The following is a 15,729-nucleotide window of genomic DNA, read 5'->3' as shown; positions in this document are numbered from 1 at the left end:
CCACAAACCGGCAAACCTATACGCCGCGGATCTGAGTAAATATTTTACCCCAGCTCATTTACGAAGAGGATTGCCTCTCAAAAAACAATTAATCAGAACATTTATATTTTTTCGTTATCATATTAATGAATATAAACGATTTTATAGTGCAGGTTGCACTTCCTGAACATCGTGTCTTTGCAGAAGAAATCTGTGAAGAAATGGCTGAATCAGCAAAAGCACGAGGTACAGGTATCGCTAAACGCTCGCCAGCGTATGTAGCTGATAAAATGACCGATGGTAAAGCCGTTATCGCTTTTCATAAGGATGGATCATGGGCCGGTTTCTGCTACATCGAAACCTGGACACACGGACAGTTTGTGGCCAACTCGGGCCTTATAGTAAGTCCCAAATACCGAAAAGCCGGACTGGCGCATGCCATCAAGGAAAAGATCTTTGAACTTTCAAGGCAAAAATACCCTAAAGCTAAAATATTTGGTTTAACAACCGGGCTTGCTGTAATGAAGATCAATTCTGACCTGGGCTATGAGCCGGTTACCTACTCGGAACTTACCCAGGATGAAGAATTCTGGAAAGGCTGCCAAAGCTGCGTGAACTTCGAAATATTAAAGATGAAGGAACGCAAGAATTGCATGTGTACCGCCATGTTGTACGATCCGGTTGAGCAAAAGCACGATGCGGCAAAGAAATTTGCCGAGGAACTGCATAAGAACCCAACCTTATATGAACGTTTCATGAGTATTAAGCAACGATTGGTGCTTAAATCCAAACCCAATAAGAAGGGGTTGAAATCCCTGTTTTTAATGTTTACTGTTTTATTTAAATAGCTGTTATAATTAAGATGAAGAAGAAAGTTGTTTTAGCTTTTAGCGGAGGTTTGGATACCTCGTTTTGTTGCATTTACCTTGCCCAGGACCGCGGTCTGGAAGTTCATTCTGTAATTGTAAATACCGGAGGTTTTTCTGATGAAGAACTGAAAGAAATAGAAAAGCGGGCCTATGCATTGGGCGTAGCTTCACATGCAGTGGTTGATGAAACAGAAGACTATTATAACAGCTGTATCAAATACCTGGTTTTCGGTAATGTACTGAAAAATGCTACCTACCCGCTTTCTGTAAGTGCAGAACGTGTAAGCCAGGCTACGGCAATTGCTAATTATGTAAAAAAGATTGGAGCAGATTACGTGGCCCATGGCAGTACCGGTGCAGGGAATGACCAGGTGCGTTTTGATATGATCTTTAACATCCTTATTCCGGGGGTGGAGATCATTACGCCAATCAGGGACTTGAAATTATCGCGCGAAGCGGAAATAGAATACCTGAACAAACACGGGGTTGAATATAGTGCAGAGAAAGCCAGGTACTCCATCAATAAAGGTTTGTGGGGAACATCTGTTGGCGGAAAAGAAACGCTGACCTCTAATGAAACCCTGCCTGAAGAAGCATGGCCTACACAAGTATCGGAAACGCAGCCGCGCAAACTGGAGCTTCGTTTTGAGCAGGGCGAGCTGGTGGGCATAGATGGCGAAACGCTTGAGCCGGTTAGGGCCATCCAGAAACTGCAGGCCATTGCCCAGCCTTATGGCATTGGCAGGGATATCCATGTTGGTGATACCATTATTGGCATCAAAGGCCGTGTAGGTTTTGAGGCTGCAGCACCCGTGCTGATCATAAAAGCACACCATACCCTTGAAAAGCATACCTTAACCAAATGGCAGCTTTCCTGGAAAGAGCAATTGTCTTCTTTCTATGGCAACTGGCTGCACGAAGGCCAGTTCCACGATCCTATTATGCGCAATATTGAAGCGTTTTTAACCGATACCCAGAAAGTAGTAAGCGGAAAGGTATTTATTGAACTGCTGCCTTACCGCTTTAACATTATCGGCATAACATCTGATCATGATTTAATGAGCAATAAGTTTGGCAGCTATGGCGAAATGAACAATGCCTGGAGCGGTGAGGATGTGAAAGGATTTTCTAAAATTTTTGGGAACCAGGTGATGATCTGGCATAAAGTGAACGGCCATGAAGATTAAAGCAGGTATAGTTGGCGGTGCCGGATATACCGGGGGCGAAATGCTACGCCTGCTGGTAAACCACCCGGCTGTTGCTATTCAATTTGTACACAGCAACAGCAATGCCGGTAACCTGATTTCGGACGTGCATACCGACTTGCTGGGAGATACTGACCTGCGCTTTACTGATAAGCTTTCAGCTGATATTGATGTTTTGTTTTTATGTGTAGGGCATGGCGATGCGAAGAAGTTCCTGGAGGCAAATGATATTGATGGAGGCATAAAGATCATTGACCTGAGCCAGGATTTCAGGCTAAAAGCCAATGCAGGGAGCAAATGGGTATATGGTTTGCCTGAGCTGAACCGCGAAGCCATTAAAAAAGCGGGTTACATTGCCAATCCGGGTTGTTTTGCCACTTGCATTCAGGTCGGTTTATTGCCCCTGGCTGCAAAAGGCCTGTTAAAAGCCGAGGTGCACATCAATGCCACTACCGGTTCAACCGGGGCGGGGCAAGGCCTGTCGGCTACCTCACATTTTAGCTGGCGCAACAATAACCTGTCGGTATACAAGGCATTTGAGCACCAGCACCTGAACGAGATCGGTGAAAGTTTGAAACAGCTGGATTCCAGGTTTAACCAGATTATGAACTTTATCCCGCAACGCGGGGATTTTACAAGAGGTATTCTGGCGGCCATATATATAGAAAGTGATTTGACTGCCGAGGAAGCACAACGCATTTATGACGATTATTATGCTGCGCATCCTTTTACGCACGTAAGCAGGAAGAATATAGATTTAAAGCAGGTGGTAAACACCAATAAGGCATTGGTACATGTGGAAAAACATGGCAGTAAACTTTTTATCGTTAGCATTATAGATAACCTGCTGAAAGGGGCAAGCGGACAAGCCGTTCAGAATATGAATTTAATTTTTGGATTGGAAGAAGGTACAGGATTACGGCTTAAAGCATCGGCGTTTTAATTAAACCCGGTGCGCCAGTTTTTAGCCCCGTCATCTCGAACACAGATGAGCACTCTTGTAACATTATTCAACCCATTAAATAAAAAAGAAAATGAATTTATTCGACGTATATCCACTCAACAATATAGAAATCACTAAAGCCCTGGGAAGTAAAGTATGGGATGCCAACGGACAGGAATACCTGGACCTGTATGGCGGCCATGCTGTAATTTCCATTGGCCATACCCATCCGCATTATGTGCAGCGTTTAACAGCGCAACTGAACAAGGTGGGCTTTTATTCCAACTCTGTACTGATTCCTTTGCAGGTGCAGCTTGCCGAAAAGCTGGGCAAGGTTTCGGGCAAAACAGATTACCAGCTGTTTTTATGTAATTCGGGAGCAGAGGCCAACGAGAATGCTTTAAAACTGGCTTCTTTTTATAACGGAAGGAAGAAGGTAATTGCTTTTAAAGGCGCTTTTCATGGCAGGACCTCTCTGGCGGTTTCCGCTACTGATAACCCTAAAATTATTGCGCCGGTAAATGAAACAGATCACATCATCTTTTTACCACACAACGATGAAGCAGCCCTGGAGGCAGCCTTTTCGGAGTACGGAAACGATATTGCCGCAGTAATTATTGAAGGTATTCAGGGTGTCGGGGGCATTAAAGAGGCTTCCATCAGTTTCCTGCAAAAGATCCGTTCACTTTGTGATGCCTATAATGCAGTTTACATTGCAGATAGCGTACAGTGCGGTTATGGCCGTACAGGGAATTTTTATTCGCACGATTATGCAGGTGTTGATGCCGATATCTATACCATGGCAAAAGGGATGGGCAATGGTTTTCCTGTAGCAGGTATCTCTATTGCGCCTAAATTTAAACCATGGCATGGTATGCTGGGCACTACCTTTGGTGGTAATCACCTGGCCTGTGCAGCTGCGCTGGCCGTACTGGAAGTTATTGAACAGGATAACCTGATGCAGAACGCGGCGGAAGTAGGCGATTACCTGATCAGCGAACTAAAGAAAATAGAAGCCATAAAGGAAGTGCGTGGCCGTGGGTTGATGATCGGTATAGATTTGCCGGAAAGCCTGCCAAACGTAAAAAACGACCTGCTGTTTAAATATAAAATCTTTACAGGGGAAGCAAAACCCAATGTGATCCGACTGCTGCCGGCCTTAAACTTAACCAAAACACAGGCAGATCAATTTTTAAATGACTTTAAAACTGCTTTAAAAGGATGAACCAATTCACTTCAGTAAACGATGTGCAGAATATTGACCAATTGGTTAAAGATGCACTTGCGCTAAAGGGAAGCCCCTATGCACACCAACACCTGGGTAAAAACAAAACCCTGGGCCTTGTTTTTCTGAACCCAAGTCTGCGCACCCGCTTAAGTACCCAGAAAGCTGCCCTGAACTTAGGAATGAATGTAATGGTGATGAACATGGACAAAGAGGGCTGGGCATTGGAAACCCAGGATGGGGTAGTGATGAACGGCACTACGGTTGAACACATACGTGAAGCTGCTGCGGTGATGGGGCAGTATTGCGATGTGCTGGGCCTGCGTTCTTTCCCTAAACTGGTAAACCGGGATGAAGACTACAACGAGGATTTCTTTAACAAGTTCATTAAATATTGCCAGGTGCCTGTGGTTAGCCTGGAAAGCGCTACGCGGCACCCCTTGCAAAGCCTGGCCGATCTGGTTACCATAAAAGAGACCTGGACATCAGCAGCGAAGCCCAAAGTAGTGCTGGCCTGGGCGCCGCACATCAAAGCATTGCCGCAGGCCGTGCCGAATTCATTTGCCGAATGGATGTGCAGGGCGCAGCATGAGGGAATGCTGGACTTTACCATAGCGCAACCTAAAGGTTATGAGCTGAGCGAAGACTTTACTCCGGGAGCGCACATTACCCATAATTTAGATGAAGCACTGGCCGGGGCCGACTATATTTATGTAAAAAACTGGTCTAGCTATAAGGAATACGGTAAGGTACTTACCTACCCTGAAGGCTGGATGCTGAACAACGATAAGCTCAAAAACACCAATAATGCCAGGGTGATGCACTGTTTGCCGGTAAGACGTGATCTGGAACTTTCATCCGAAATACTGGATGGGCCTAACTCGCTGGTGATCCACGAGGCAGGAAACCGCTTATGGGCAGCACAGGCTGTTTTGAAACAAATGCTGGAAAAATTGTAAAACATGAAGAAGATACTCAACGTAATTAAAATCGGCGGAAATGTAATCGACAATTCAGAGAAACTGCATCAGTTTCTGCTAGACTTTACCGCAGTCCCCGGAGACAAGGTTTTAATTCACGGAGGAGGGAAAATAGCTACCGAGTTGGGTACCTCTTTAGGCGTTGAAGCCAAAATGGTGGAAGGCCGGAGGATTACAGATATAGAGACCCTGCGTATTGTGACGATGGTGTATGCCGGATTGATCAATAAAAATATGGTGGCCCAGCTGCAGGCCAAAGGCTGTAATGCCATAGGGCTTACCGGGGCCGACGGGAATATCATTAAAGCAGTAAAACGACCGGTAAAGGATATAGATTATGGCTATGTGGGCGACCTGGATGCGGCTTCGGTTTCGGTTGAAACACTGAATAGCTTATTGACTGCAGGCCTTGTGCCTGTTATTTGCGCCATTACGCACGACGGGCAGTCTCAGTTGCTGAACACCAATGCCGATACCATTGCATCTGCCGTAGCAGTTGCCATGGCAGAAAAATACGATACCTCACTGATTTATTGCTTTGAGAAGCGTGGCGTGATGCGTGATGTGGAGGACGATAGCTCTCTGGTAACAGAGATCAGGATGGATGAATTTGATGAGTTGAAGGCTGAAGGTGTGGTTTCAGGTGGGATGATCCCCAAATTACACAATGCCTTTGAGGCGATAAAAAGTGGCGTTTCGGCAGTATATATTGGTAAGGCCGATGAATTGCCACAAATTAACGGAAGCAGTTTCGGAACCAGATTAATAAAGTAAGTTATGGAAAAATTTAAAGGCAGGATCGCCATTTTAGGCAGCGGAAATATCGGTATCTCTTTAGCAAAGGGCTTGGTGAAGTCCGATTATGCCGAACCCGGTCAGATCAGCCTGACAAGAAGAAATATAGCCGGTCTTGCTGCACTGGCCGAACAGGGTTTTGCGGTAAGCAATGACAATGCCGGGGTGGTTGCTGAGGCTGATATTGTGGTGCTGGCCGTACTGCCTCAGCAGTTAAATGGTTTATTGGGGCAAATTAAACCCGTTACTGATGCAAAGAAACACTTATTTATATCTGTTGCTTCTGGTGTAAGCTGTGCCGATATCAGAAGTAAACTAGGCGATGATGTGCAGGTCATCAGGGCTATGCCCAATACGGCGATAGCCATCGGTCAATCCATGACCTGTGTGGCCACAGATAATGCTACCACGGAGAATGTGCAGGAAGTGATCAGAATGTTTGAAACCGTGGGCTCTGTTGTTAAAATTAATGAAGACCTTATGACTTCGGCCACTGCTTTGTGTGCATGCGGCATTGCTTTCTTCCTAAGGGGTATAAGAGCGGCGTCACAGGGAGGGGTAGAGATTGGCTTTCACGCGGATGAAGCCCTTAAAATGGCTGTGCAGACCGCCAAAGGCGCAGCAGACCTGCTATTGCTGATGCAATCGCATCCCGAGCAGGAGATTGATAAAGTAACCTCGCCTAAAGGCTGTACAATAGCCGGACTGAACGAAATGGAGCACAATGGCTACAGCTCTTCATTAATTAAAGGTATTAAACTTTCCGCTCTTAAAGCGGGCGCTTTATACACCAAAGAATAACAGGATGACCAGCCAACTGCAAAAAGATAGTTTAGAACTGCTGAAACAACTGATCAGCATACCCTCCTTCAGTAAAGAAGAGGACAAAACCGCAGATGTGATTGAACAATTCCTGCAGCAGCGAAATGTGAAGACCCGGCGTAAACTGAACAATGTATGGGCATACAATAAACATTTTGATGCCTCCAAGCCCACTTTGCTTTTAAACTCGCACCACGATACCGTGAAGCCAAATACGGGCTATACGCGCGATCCTTACGAGGCAAAAGTAGAAGACGGGAAATTATATGGCCTGGGCAGCAATGATGCGGGAGGATGCCTGGTATCGCTTATAGCTACCTTTTTATATTACTATGAGCAGCAGGAATTGAGCTATAACCTTTGCCTTGCTGCTACAGCCGAGGAAGAGATTTCGGGGAACAACGGCCTGGAGCATGTGCTGCCAGAGCTGGGCGAACTGGAATTTGCCATAGTAGGGGAGCCTACGCAAATGAACCTTGCCATTGCAGAACGGGGCTTGCTGGTGCTGGATTGCATGGTTCATGGAAAGGCTGGGCATGCAGCGCGTGAGGAAGGGGACAATGCCATTTATAAGGCGCTTAAGGATATCGATTGGTTCCGCAATTATCGCTTTTCGAAGGTCTCTGAAATGTTCGGGCCTTTAAAAATGTCGGTTACCATTATCAATGCCGGCTCGCAGCACAATGTGGTGCCTGCAACCTGTACTTTTACAGTAGATGTCCGGGTTACCGATGCTTATACAAATGAGGAGGTTTTAAAGATCATCCGCACCAATGTGGATTGTGAGGTAAAGCCCCGCTCGGTAAGGCTCAAACCTTCTTCCATTGATAAGGCGCACCCGATTGTACAATCGGGAATTGCATTGGGTAGAACTACTTATGGTTCTCCTACCACCTCAGATCAGGCGCTGCTGAGCATTCCGTCGCTAAAAGTGGGGCCTGGTGATTCTGCGCGGTCTCATATGGCTGATGAGTACATTTACACCAATGAGATTGAAGAAGGAATAGCGCTGTACATAGAGATGCTGAAACCGGTTATCAACGGAAAGTAGAATTTTAATGAAGAAATAGATGAAGATCTGGCAGAAAAATATTGAAGTAAACAAAAATATAGAAGCTTTTACAGTAGGGAAAGATAGGGAACTGGACCTGAAAATGGCCGCATTTGATGTTTTGGGCTCGCTGGCGCATGTGCAGATGCTGGAAAGCATTGCCCTGCTGAGTGCCGAAGAGCTTGCTGAGATCCAGGTTGCCCTGAAAAAGATCTATGCCGAAATAGCGGCAGGAGAGTTTGTAATAGAGGATACCGTAGAAGATGTGCACTCGCAGGTAGAATGGCTGCTTACGCAACGCATTGGCGAGGCAGGCAAAAAAATTCATAGCGGGCGCTCGCGCAACGACCAGGTGCTGGTAGACCTGAAGCTTTATTTCAGGAGCTGCATTGAAGAGATGGCAGGCAATACTTCGGTTTTGTTTGATCAGCTAATTGAACTGAGCAATACCCACAAGGATAAGCTGCTGCCAGGTTATACCCATTTGCAGATTGCCATGCCTTCTTCGTTTGGTTTGTGGTTTGGCGCTTACGCAGAAAGCCTTGCCGACGATATGGAACTGATGCTGGCCGCCTGGAAGGTGTGCAATAAAAACCCTTTGGGCTCTGCCGCTGGTTACGGTTCGTCGTTCCCCTTAAACCGGACCATGACCACTTCATTGCTGGGTTTTGAGCGCCTAAATTACAACGTGGTTTATGCCCAGATGGGCAGGGGCAAAACAGAAAGGATTCTGGCACAGGCCATGTCTGCCATAGCGGCATCACTGGCAAAGATGGCCATGGACGTTTGCCTGTTCATCAACCAGAACTTTGGTTTCATCAGCTTTCCGGATGAGCTGACCACCGGCTCCAGCATTATGCCGCATAAAAAGAACCCCGATGTTTTTGAGCTGATCCGCTCGCGCTGCAATAAAATACAGGCCCTGCCCAATGAGATTGCCATGATGATCACCAACCTGCCATCGGGTTATCACCGTGACCTGCAGCTGTTAAAAGAAAATCTTTTCCCGGCCATGGTTTCCTTAAATGAATGCCTGCAAATGGCTACTTACATGCTGCAGAACATTTCTGTTAAAGCGGATATCCTGAAAGATAAAAAGTACGATTACCTGTTTAGCGTAGAGGTAGTAAATGAGCTGGCTTTAAAAGGTGTGCCTTTCAGGGAAGCTTATAAGCAGGTAGGAGAGAGCATTGAGAATGGTACTTTTAAGCCGCTTACCGAACTAAACCATACCCACGAAGGTAGCATTGGTAACCTTTGCAATGCAGAGATTGAGGAAATGATGGCAGAAGTACTGGCACAGTTTAAGTTTGAAAAGACACATCAGGCTATAGAAAAACTGCTGGCATAGTGTACTTTTTTATTTAAATTCTGTAATACCCGCTGGTTAGAAAGCTACAATAAGGCTTGCTTTGTTTTGTGTAAACAAATTAACTTTATAATTTAGTTCCATGAAGTTTAAATTGAAAAGAGATTTGTTTTTCATGTTCTTTTTGATTGGTCTCTCTCGGTCTGTTAGCGCCCAGTCGAATCCGGAATATGTAATAACCGATAAAGGAGATACCATTTTGTGTTCCATAAAGCAAGAATTGTTTGGAGGGTTAAAGTATACTCCTGTTAGTGATGAGCAAGCTAAGAGAATTGTTGCAGAGCGGATTAAGGAATATTATCATAATAAAGAGAAAAATCCATTCTTAGCTAAAAAGCTGCCTAAGCCTTCTGCTATCAAATTTGTAGAAAGGCTGGAATTTGGACAAATCTGCCTTTATGAACTTTATCAATCTAGTCCCGGGGGGATTCAACAAGGACGAATGACACCAGGAAGTACGAGAAGGTTCTGGTATGCGGAGAAAAATGGAGAGCATAAACTTTTTCTGATCAAAACAAATCAGCTGGTTTCGCTTGGCACAAGCAGGAAAGATAGAAAAGCAGCTTTTGATGAACTATTAGGGGATGATCAGGAGTTGTTACAGCAGTTTAAAAACAAAGAGGAGTATAGTTTTGATGAAATTCGGGAAACAATTAAGGCTTATAATACCAAGCATGTAAAAGTTGGGGTTTCCAGTGAATTCAACCGCTGATCATCCCGTATTTTTTCAATTCCCAGAACTCTGTGAACTCATGAAGCTGGCTGAAGAAATGAGTCATTGCCTCCCATTTTTTATTGCCAATTAAAAAGTCTACTTTCGTTTTGATCGTATCAGATCTGTAAGAAAGATGCCGGCCTATAGTGATTTTAGTGATAGTGAACTGACTGTTTTATTGAAACAGGGAGACCGCCTTGCATTTACCGAAATCTATAACCGTTATTGGGCAGAAATGTATTTTCATACCTTCAGAATGCTGAAAGATGAAGACAGTTCAAAAGACGTGCTCCAGGATGTATTTAGTACCCTGTGGCTAAAATCGGCTACACTGAATGTCCACACCAAATTATCCAGGCATCTGTATATTGCGGTGCGGAACAGGGTATTTAACCTGATTGCCCAGAATAAAGTTAGAAGTGATTATCTGAGTTCAGTGGCTGGTTTTATTACCGACATAAGCTCGGAAACATCGTTGCTGGATGAAAAACAGCTCCTGGAAATTGTGGAAGAGGAAATCCGGAATCTTCCTCCAAAAATGAAAGAAATTTTTGAACTGAGCAGAAAGGACGATCTTTCTCATAAAGAAATTGCAGAAAAATTGGACATTTCTGATCAAACAGTAAAAAAGCAAAAAAACCTGTGGCAAACGCCACAGGTTTTTCTGTTATTTAAACTCCGATGTTTTGTGGAATTCAATATCCGGGTAATCACGCATGGTCATGTTGATCATGAACTCATTGTCTGCCAGGTAAACCGGGTTTCCATCTTTATCTTCACCAATATGCTGCTGCTTGCGTTTCAGAAACTCGGCAAGCTTGGTTTTGTCTTTTGAAGTTACCCAGTTGGAACGGGTATAACTCAGCATCCTGAAAGCTGCTTTCGCCCCGTATTCATGTTCCAGACGGAAAGCAATTACTTCGAACTGAAGTTCGCCCACAGCACCTACCACCTTGCGGTTTCCGGGCTGCATGGTAAATAACTGTGCCACGCCCTCTTCTGTAAGTTGCTGAATACCCTTTTCCAGCTGTTTGGTTTTTAATGGGTCTCTGTTCTCCAGCTCCTTAAATATTTCGGGAGAGAAGCTCGGAATGCCCTTAAACTGAAGCTTCTCTCCTTCAGTCAAAGTATCGCCAATTTTGAAATTCCCGCTGTCGTACAGGCCAACCACGTCTCCCGGCCAGGCTTCTTCAACAATGCTTTTCTCGTTCGCCATAAAGTCCATGGGATTGGAGAATTTCAGTTTCTTGTCCTGACGGGTATGATAGTAAAACTTATTGCGTTCAAATTTGCCTGAGCAGATGCGCAGGAAAGCAATCCTGTCGCGGTGTTTAGGGTCAAGGTTGGCATGGATTTTAAACACAAAGCCCGAGAAGTTTTTTTCTCCTGCTGCCACTTCACGCTGTTCTGCTTCACGGCCTTTCGGACTTGGCGCAATATTGATAAATGTATCCAGCAATTCTTTGATCCCGAAATTGTTGATGGCACTGCCAAAAAACACCGGGGCCAGTAAGCCCTCAATGTACATGCTTTTATCGAGCTGGCCATATACCCCATCTACAAGTTCCAGGTCACTTTTTAAGCCTTCAAGCTCTTTAGGTTTTAAAAATTTAGTGAGGTTATCGTCGTTCAGATCGTTGACCTCAATTACCGGTTCACTGATCTTTGTTTTATCCGGCTCAAAAAGGTTCAGGTGTTTATTGTAAATGCTGTATACGCCTTTAAAGGTATGGCCCTGACCAATTGGCCAGGATAGCGGGCAAAGGCTGATGTTCAGCTTATTTTCGATTTCATCCAGCAGGTCAAAGGCATCCTTACCCTCACGGTCCATCTTGTTGATGAAAATAATTACCGGGGTATTGCGCATGCGGCATACCGACATCAGCTTTTCGGTCTGTTCCTCTACACCCTTTACGCAGTCGACCACCAAAATTACGCTATCTACTGCGGATAGGGTACGGTAAGTATCTTCTGCGAAATCCTTGTGGCCCGGGGTATCCAGAATATTGATCCGCTTGCCGCTATATTCAAAGCCCATCACAGAAGTTGCAACAGATATTCCACGCTGTTTCTCAATCTCCATAAAATCGGAGGTGTTGCTTTGGTTGGCCTTGTTGCGTTTTACGGCACCTGCAGTGTTAATGGCACCACCAAAAAGCAGGAATTTTTCTGTCAGGGTGGTTTTTCCGGCATCGGGGTGACTGATGATGGCGAATGTTTTTCGTTTTTCTATTTCTGGGTGAATCATAATGCGGCTGCAAAGATAATTATAATATACAAAAGAAAAACCGGCTGAATTTGCCGGTTTTTCCCTGATAATTATCGTCCTCCGCCTCGGGTTGGCCGAGATCCGGATGAACCGCCTTCACCTCTTCCGCCGCGGCTTTCACCACCCCTTGAAGGAGGAGCTGATTGCTGCGTACGTTCAGGCCTTTGGTACTGGGGTTGAGCCTGTGGTTGCTGTTGCGGCTGTGGCCTGCTTTCCTGACGCTGAGGGCGTTGGTATTCACGCTGTGCAGGAACTTCACGTTGCGGCTGGTACTCGCGTGGGGTTTCAACCCTGCGCTCTTCTCTCTGCTGCGGTGGCTGTTGCATGCGCTCCGGTCTTTGCATCGGCGATGTTTCCCTGGTCTGAGCAGGTCTTTCTGCCCGCTCTGTACGGGAAGAACCGTTGTTGTCTGGTATACCCATCCTCGAAGGTCTGCCATTGTTTTCGTACGACGGCCTTTCTCCTCTTGTTGGAGGTGTTACCCCTGTTCTGTCGCCACCTCTGGAAGGAAAACCATTTTCACGGCCGTTGTTGATATTGCCCTGGTTGTCGCCCCTGGAAGGACGTGAAGAAGATATCCCATTATTGCTGTTGCCGCGGTCACGGTCACGCATTGTGGTATACCCTTCACCTCTTATGGCTTCTCTGGGAGCTGCAGCAGCATTGGAATTACCCCTGCTTGGTCTTGGGGTATAAATGCTAACATTGTTCCCGCTGATGTTGCTCCTGCTTGGTCTGCCTGTGTTGTTCAGGTTGTAAACGCGTACATCCTGGCGGGTATCCCTTCTGATGTCATCAGCTCTTGGGCCGGTATAATAGCTTCGCCTGTTGTGGACATAAGTATTGTTGATGATCGTAGTTCGGTTAATGATAACCACGTTCCTGCGGGAGTAGTACCTCGGAAAACTGTCATAATAAATGTTTCTCTGCGGAACAAATACCCACCATAGGTCGGGAATGTTTAAATTGATGTTGATGTTCATGCCGGGGCCCATTGGCGCCCAACCATAATATCCACCACCGCTTCTCCAGCTTACCCATGCCGGTCCCCATACGGTATCGGGAATCCATACCCATTGATTGTAACGGTTGTACACCCATCTCCCGTAGTGGAAAGGCGCCCATCCCCAATCGTAATTAGAAACCCAGGTGTTCCCGTATTCGGTCATTGCCCAGCGGCCGTTGGTGTAATAAGGCCTGAAGTCGCCCTGTTCTACATCTGGCCTCCAAACATACCCATATTGTGGGTCCTGGATCCAGGTGCCGTAAGGAGAAAGCTCATCATAGAATGATTGTAAGGAAACATCGTCTCCCTGAGCCATAACCTTTTGTGCTGTACCGGTTAACATGAGCATAAGCCCAAGTACAATAGCCGGTAATTTGATCATGTTTTTCATTTGTGTGTTTTTTTAATTTACCTAACGCTTTTTGTATATCAATTTGAGTTCCAAAAACTTTAAAAAGTTTAATGTGACTACTAAAATATTACATTGTGATGTTGGTGTTACGCCTAATTATATTGGTTTCGTGTTTGGAATGGCAGATTTTTATTCAGACGGACGTAATATAATTTACGCTTTTTTCTTACGATTAGTATCTGAAAGCTGCGTTTTACCGTAATATTTTTCTTCTTTTGTAGGAAAATCAGTATACCGAATGACAAAAGGCACTTTATTTCTTATTCCTGTTCCCCTGGCAGAAAATGCTGCTCAAAAATCTTTTACCCCTTTTCTGGGCGATACGATAAATTCCATTTCTACCTATATTGTTGAAAATGAGAAAACAGCGCGTAAATTTTTAAAGGAGGCCGGGTTGAAAATTCAACAGAGTGAGCTGGTTGTTCATGACTATGGCAAACACAAGCGGGGAAATTCTATGGTGCCTTATTTCAAGGAATTGATGACGGGAAAGGATGTTGGCCTGATGAGCGAGGCAGGGTGCCCTGGTATTGCAGATCCCGGAGCAGAAATTGTTGCAGAAGCACATAAAAGAGGGATCAGGGTGGTACCTTTGGTTGGCCCGAGCTCTATTTTGCTGGCGCTGATGGCCTCGGGGTTTAACGGGCAGAGTTTTACCTTCCACGGCTATCTGCCCATCGATAAAGTAGAACGCGCAAAGCGTATCAAAGAGCTGGAGCAGTTGTCGCAGAAGAACCGGCAAACACAGCTGTTTATTGAGACCCCGTTTCGCAACAATCACCTTTTTGAAGACATCATGAAAAATGCTTCCGGGCAGACCCAGCTGTGTGTAGCCTGTAACCTGACAGCACAAGACGAATATGTCAAGACTTTACCAATAGGGCTATGGCGTAAAGAACGCATAGACTTGCATAAAAAACCAACTATATTTTTATTATATAAGGGAAGCTAGCGGTACATATTCTTGCTTTCTATAAAAGAAAGCACTTTATCAGGAACAAAATACTGTACATTTTTGCCTTCAGCGATAGCTTTGCGGATAAAGGTAGAGGAGATATCCATTTGTGGCGTTTCTGTGATCTTTATGGATGGATGGCCGGCCCATTCAGCAATGTCCGCTCCGGGTCGTGGGTAAATATAGAGTTCGTAGTTTTTTAAAATAACCTCGTAATTTTTCCACTTTTTAAAAGAGGCCAGGTTATCTGCTCCCATAATTAAAACAAATTCCTTACCCGGATATTTTTCCTGCAGATGTGCAAGGGTATCAATGGTATAAGAGGGCTGCGGTAAGCTAAACTCTATATCGCTTACTTTAATCTGATCTGCATTTTCAGTAGCCAGTTTTGCCATTTCAAGCCTGTCGTACATATTCGACAGGCCGTTTTTGTTTTTTAACGGGTTGTGGGGTGAAACCACCAGCCATACCTCTTTAAGTCCGGTAAAACCTGCCATATAGCTGGCTATAATTAAATGTCCGGTATGGATAGGGTTAAATGAACCGAAGAAGAGTCCCGTTTTCATGCGTTTATAAAATCTCCAACCAGCTTTTCTGCTTCCAGGCAAGCGGTTTGCAGGTCAAAATTCTCAAGGATTACATCAAATTTATCTGCATAGCCCAGTTCTTTTTCGGCTTTAACAAAACGTTCCTGTAATTTCTCGGGGCTATCTGTGCCTCTGCCGGTCAGGCGTTCCTTGAGTACTTCCAATGACGGCGGCTGCACAAAGATGGCCAGGGCATCTTTTTCATATTTACGTTTCAGGCGCAGGCCGCCTTCTACGTCAATATCAAAGATAACATGTTTGTCCTGATCCCAGATACGCTGGATCTCTGACCTTAAAGTACCGTAAAATGTTCCGCTGTACACCTCTTCAAATTCTACAAATTCCTGGTGTGCAACTTTATGTAAAAAGTCTTCTTTGCTGATAAAATAATAATCCTTTTCATTCTTTTCATCGCCACGCAGCTGGCGTGTAGTGGCAGAGATGGAAAAGCTCAGTGAAGGGAATTTCGTAAGCAAATGTTTAACGATGGTGGTTTTACCTGCTCCTGAAGGTGCAGAAAATATAATGAGTTTACCTTGTTTCATCA

15 protein-coding genes and 1 pseudogene are annotated in these 15,729 nt (G+C 45.1%); 12 read left to right on the top strand and 4 right to left on the bottom strand.

The annotated features are described in order from the left end of the window. The first annotated feature begins 125 nt into the window (after positions 1 to 125). The 11 genes and pseudogenes from ABIE26_RS14950 to ABIE26_RS14900 all read left to right on the top strand — a co-directional run. On the top strand, positions 126 to 827 hold the full coding sequence (locus tag ABIE26_RS14950) for an N-acetyltransferase (RefSeq protein ID WP_084238200.1): 702 nt from the start codon (positions 126 to 128) through the stop codon (positions 825 to 827). 14 nt (positions 828 to 841) lie between these two features. Then, positions 842 to 2,035: an argininosuccinate synthase gene (argG, locus tag ABIE26_RS14945; protein ID WP_310141781.1), complete on the top strand. Its 1,194-nt coding sequence runs from the start codon at positions 842 to 844 to the stop codon at positions 2,033 to 2,035. Then, positions 2,025 to 2,996, top strand: a complete 972-nt coding sequence (gene argC / locus ABIE26_RS14940) for an N-acetyl-gamma-glutamyl-phosphate reductase (protein ID WP_310141783.1) — start codon at positions 2,025 to 2,027, stop codon at positions 2,994 to 2,996. The genes argG and argC overlap by 11 nt, the downstream gene beginning before the upstream one ends. 91 nt (positions 2,997 to 3,087) lie before the next feature. After that, on the top strand, positions 3,088 to 4,221 hold the full coding sequence (locus tag ABIE26_RS14935; protein ID WP_310141784.1) for an aspartate aminotransferase family protein: 1,134 nt from the start codon (positions 3,088 to 3,090) through the stop codon (positions 4,219 to 4,221). After that, on the top strand, positions 4,218 to 5,180 hold the full coding sequence (locus ABIE26_RS14930) for an acetylornithine carbamoyltransferase (protein ID WP_310141786.1): 963 nt from the start codon (positions 4,218 to 4,220) through the stop codon (positions 5,178 to 5,180). Before ABIE26_RS14935 ends, ABIE26_RS14930 begins: the two co-directional genes overlap by 4 nt. A 3-nt stretch (positions 5,181 to 5,183) precedes the next feature. Next, positions 5,184 to 5,975: an acetylglutamate kinase gene (gene argB / locus ABIE26_RS14925; RefSeq protein ID WP_310141787.1), complete on the top strand. Its 792-nt coding sequence runs from the start codon at positions 5,184 to 5,186 to the stop codon at positions 5,973 to 5,975. A gap of 3 nt (positions 5,976 to 5,978) precedes the next feature. Continuing rightward, complete coding sequence (gene proC, locus ABIE26_RS14920) at positions 5,979 to 6,797, top strand: pyrroline-5-carboxylate reductase (protein WP_310141789.1); 819 nt, start codon at positions 5,979 to 5,981, stop codon at positions 6,795 to 6,797. 4 nt (positions 6,798 to 6,801) lie between these two features. After that, positions 6,802 to 7,869 carry a M20 family metallo-hydrolase gene (locus tag ABIE26_RS14915; protein ID WP_310141790.1) on the top strand — a complete coding sequence of 356 codons (1,068 nt, stop codon included), beginning with the start codon at positions 6,802 to 6,804 and terminating at the stop codon, positions 7,867 to 7,869. A gap of 19 nt (positions 7,870 to 7,888) precedes the next feature. Further along, positions 7,889 to 9,220, top strand: coding sequence for an argininosuccinate lyase (gene argH / locus ABIE26_RS14910; RefSeq protein WP_310141791.1), 1,332 nt, complete (start codon positions 7,889 to 7,891; stop codon positions 9,218 to 9,220). 100 nt (positions 9,221 to 9,320) lie between these two features. After that, on the top strand, positions 9,321 to 9,950 hold the full coding sequence (locus ABIE26_RS14905) for a hypothetical protein (RefSeq protein ID WP_310141792.1): 630 nt from the start codon (positions 9,321 to 9,323) through the stop codon (positions 9,948 to 9,950). Positions 9,951 to 10,086: 136 nt separating this feature from the next. Continuing rightward, positions 10,087 to 10,578, top strand: a pseudogene (locus ABIE26_RS14900) (RNA polymerase sigma factor); the annotation flags it as partial. Between the two features lie 42 nt (positions 10,579 to 10,620). Here ABIE26_RS14900 and ABIE26_RS14895 read toward each other — a convergent pair. Further along, positions 10,621 to 12,201 (bottom strand): peptide chain release factor 3, encoded by a 1,581-nt coding sequence (locus ABIE26_RS14895; RefSeq protein ID WP_310141793.1) that lies wholly within the window; start codon positions 12,199 to 12,201, stop codon positions 10,621 to 10,623. A 71-nt stretch (positions 12,202 to 12,272) separates the two neighbouring features. Then, positions 12,273 to 13,619 (bottom strand): DUF6600 domain-containing protein, encoded by a 1,347-nt coding sequence (locus ABIE26_RS14890; protein ID WP_310141795.1) that lies wholly within the window; start codon positions 13,617 to 13,619, stop codon positions 12,273 to 12,275. Positions 13,620 to 13,878: 259 nt separating this feature from the next. Between ABIE26_RS14890 and ABIE26_RS14885 the strand changes: the two genes are divergently transcribed. After that, positions 13,879 to 14,592 (top strand): SAM-dependent methyltransferase, encoded by a 714-nt coding sequence (locus ABIE26_RS14885; protein WP_310141797.1) that lies wholly within the window; start codon positions 13,879 to 13,881, stop codon positions 14,590 to 14,592. On the opposite strand, the gene nadD is transcribed toward ABIE26_RS14885, so the two are convergent. Together nadD and gmk are read right to left on the bottom strand one after the other, a co-directional pair. Then, a complete protein-coding gene (nadD, locus tag ABIE26_RS14880) occupies positions 14,589 to 15,161 on the bottom strand; it encodes a nicotinate (nicotinamide) nucleotide adenylyltransferase (RefSeq protein ID WP_310141798.1) in 573 nt (190 codons plus the stop codon). The two genes, ABIE26_RS14885 and nadD, sit on opposite strands and share 4 nt — an antisense overlap. Beyond that, positions 15,158 to 15,727 carry a guanylate kinase gene (gene gmk, locus ABIE26_RS14875; RefSeq protein WP_310141799.1) on the bottom strand — a complete coding sequence of 190 codons (570 nt, stop codon included), beginning with the start codon at positions 15,725 to 15,727 and terminating at the stop codon, positions 15,158 to 15,160. The genes nadD and gmk overlap by 4 nt, the downstream gene beginning before the upstream one ends. Positions 15,728 to 15,729: the final 2 nt, after the last annotated feature.

Source organism: Pedobacter africanus, from assembly GCF_040548825.1.
Taxonomy (GTDB): Bacteria; Bacteroidota; Bacteroidia; order Sphingobacteriales; family Sphingobacteriaceae; genus Pedobacter; species Pedobacter africanus_A.
This window is presented reverse-complemented; position numbering and strand designations above follow the sequence as displayed.

Bases quoted from the DNA above. Each gene is read 5' to 3' on its own strand.
- ABIE26_RS14950 (WP_084238200.1), top strand. From the start codon at position 126: ATGAATATAAACGATTTTATAGTGCAGGTTGCACTTCCTGAACATCGT.
- argG (WP_310141781.1), top strand. From the start codon at position 842: ATGAAGAAGAAAGTTGTTTTAGCTTTTAGCGGAGGTTTGGATACCTCG.
- argC (WP_310141783.1), top strand. From the start codon at position 2,025: ATGAAGATTAAAGCAGGTATAGTTGGCGGTGCCGGATATACCGGGGGC.
- ABIE26_RS14935 (WP_310141784.1), top strand. From the start codon at position 3,088: ATGAATTTATTCGACGTATATCCACTCAACAATATAGAAATCACTAAA.
- ABIE26_RS14930 (WP_310141786.1), top strand. From the start codon at position 4,218: ATGAACCAATTCACTTCAGTAAACGATGTGCAGAATATTGACCAATTG.
- argB (WP_310141787.1), top strand. From the start codon at position 5,184: ATGAAGAAGATACTCAACGTAATTAAAATCGGCGGAAATGTAATCGAC.
- proC (WP_310141789.1), top strand. From the start codon at position 5,979: ATGGAAAAATTTAAAGGCAGGATCGCCATTTTAGGCAGCGGAAATATC.
- ABIE26_RS14915 (WP_310141790.1), top strand. From the start codon at position 6,802: ATGACCAGCCAACTGCAAAAAGATAGTTTAGAACTGCTGAAACAACTG.
- argH (WP_310141791.1), top strand. From the start codon at position 7,889: ATGAAGATCTGGCAGAAAAATATTGAAGTAAACAAAAATATAGAAGCT.
- ABIE26_RS14905 (WP_310141792.1), top strand. From the start codon at position 9,321: ATGAAGTTTAAATTGAAAAGAGATTTGTTTTTCATGTTCTTTTTGATT.
- ABIE26_RS14895 (WP_310141793.1), bottom strand. From the start codon at position 12,201: ATGATTCACCCAGAAATAGAAAAACGAAAAACATTCGCCATCATCAGT.
- ABIE26_RS14890 (WP_310141795.1), bottom strand. From the start codon at position 13,619: ATGAAAAACATGATCAAATTACCGGCTATTGTACTTGGGCTTATGCTC.
- ABIE26_RS14885 (WP_310141797.1), top strand. From the start codon at position 13,879: ATGACAAAAGGCACTTTATTTCTTATTCCTGTTCCCCTGGCAGAAAAT.
- nadD (WP_310141798.1), bottom strand. From the start codon at position 15,161: ATGAAAACGGGACTCTTCTTCGGTTCATTTAACCCTATCCATACCGGA.
- gmk (WP_310141799.1), bottom strand. From the start codon at position 15,727: ATGAAACAAGGTAAACTCATTATATTTTCTGCACCTTCAGGAGCAGGT.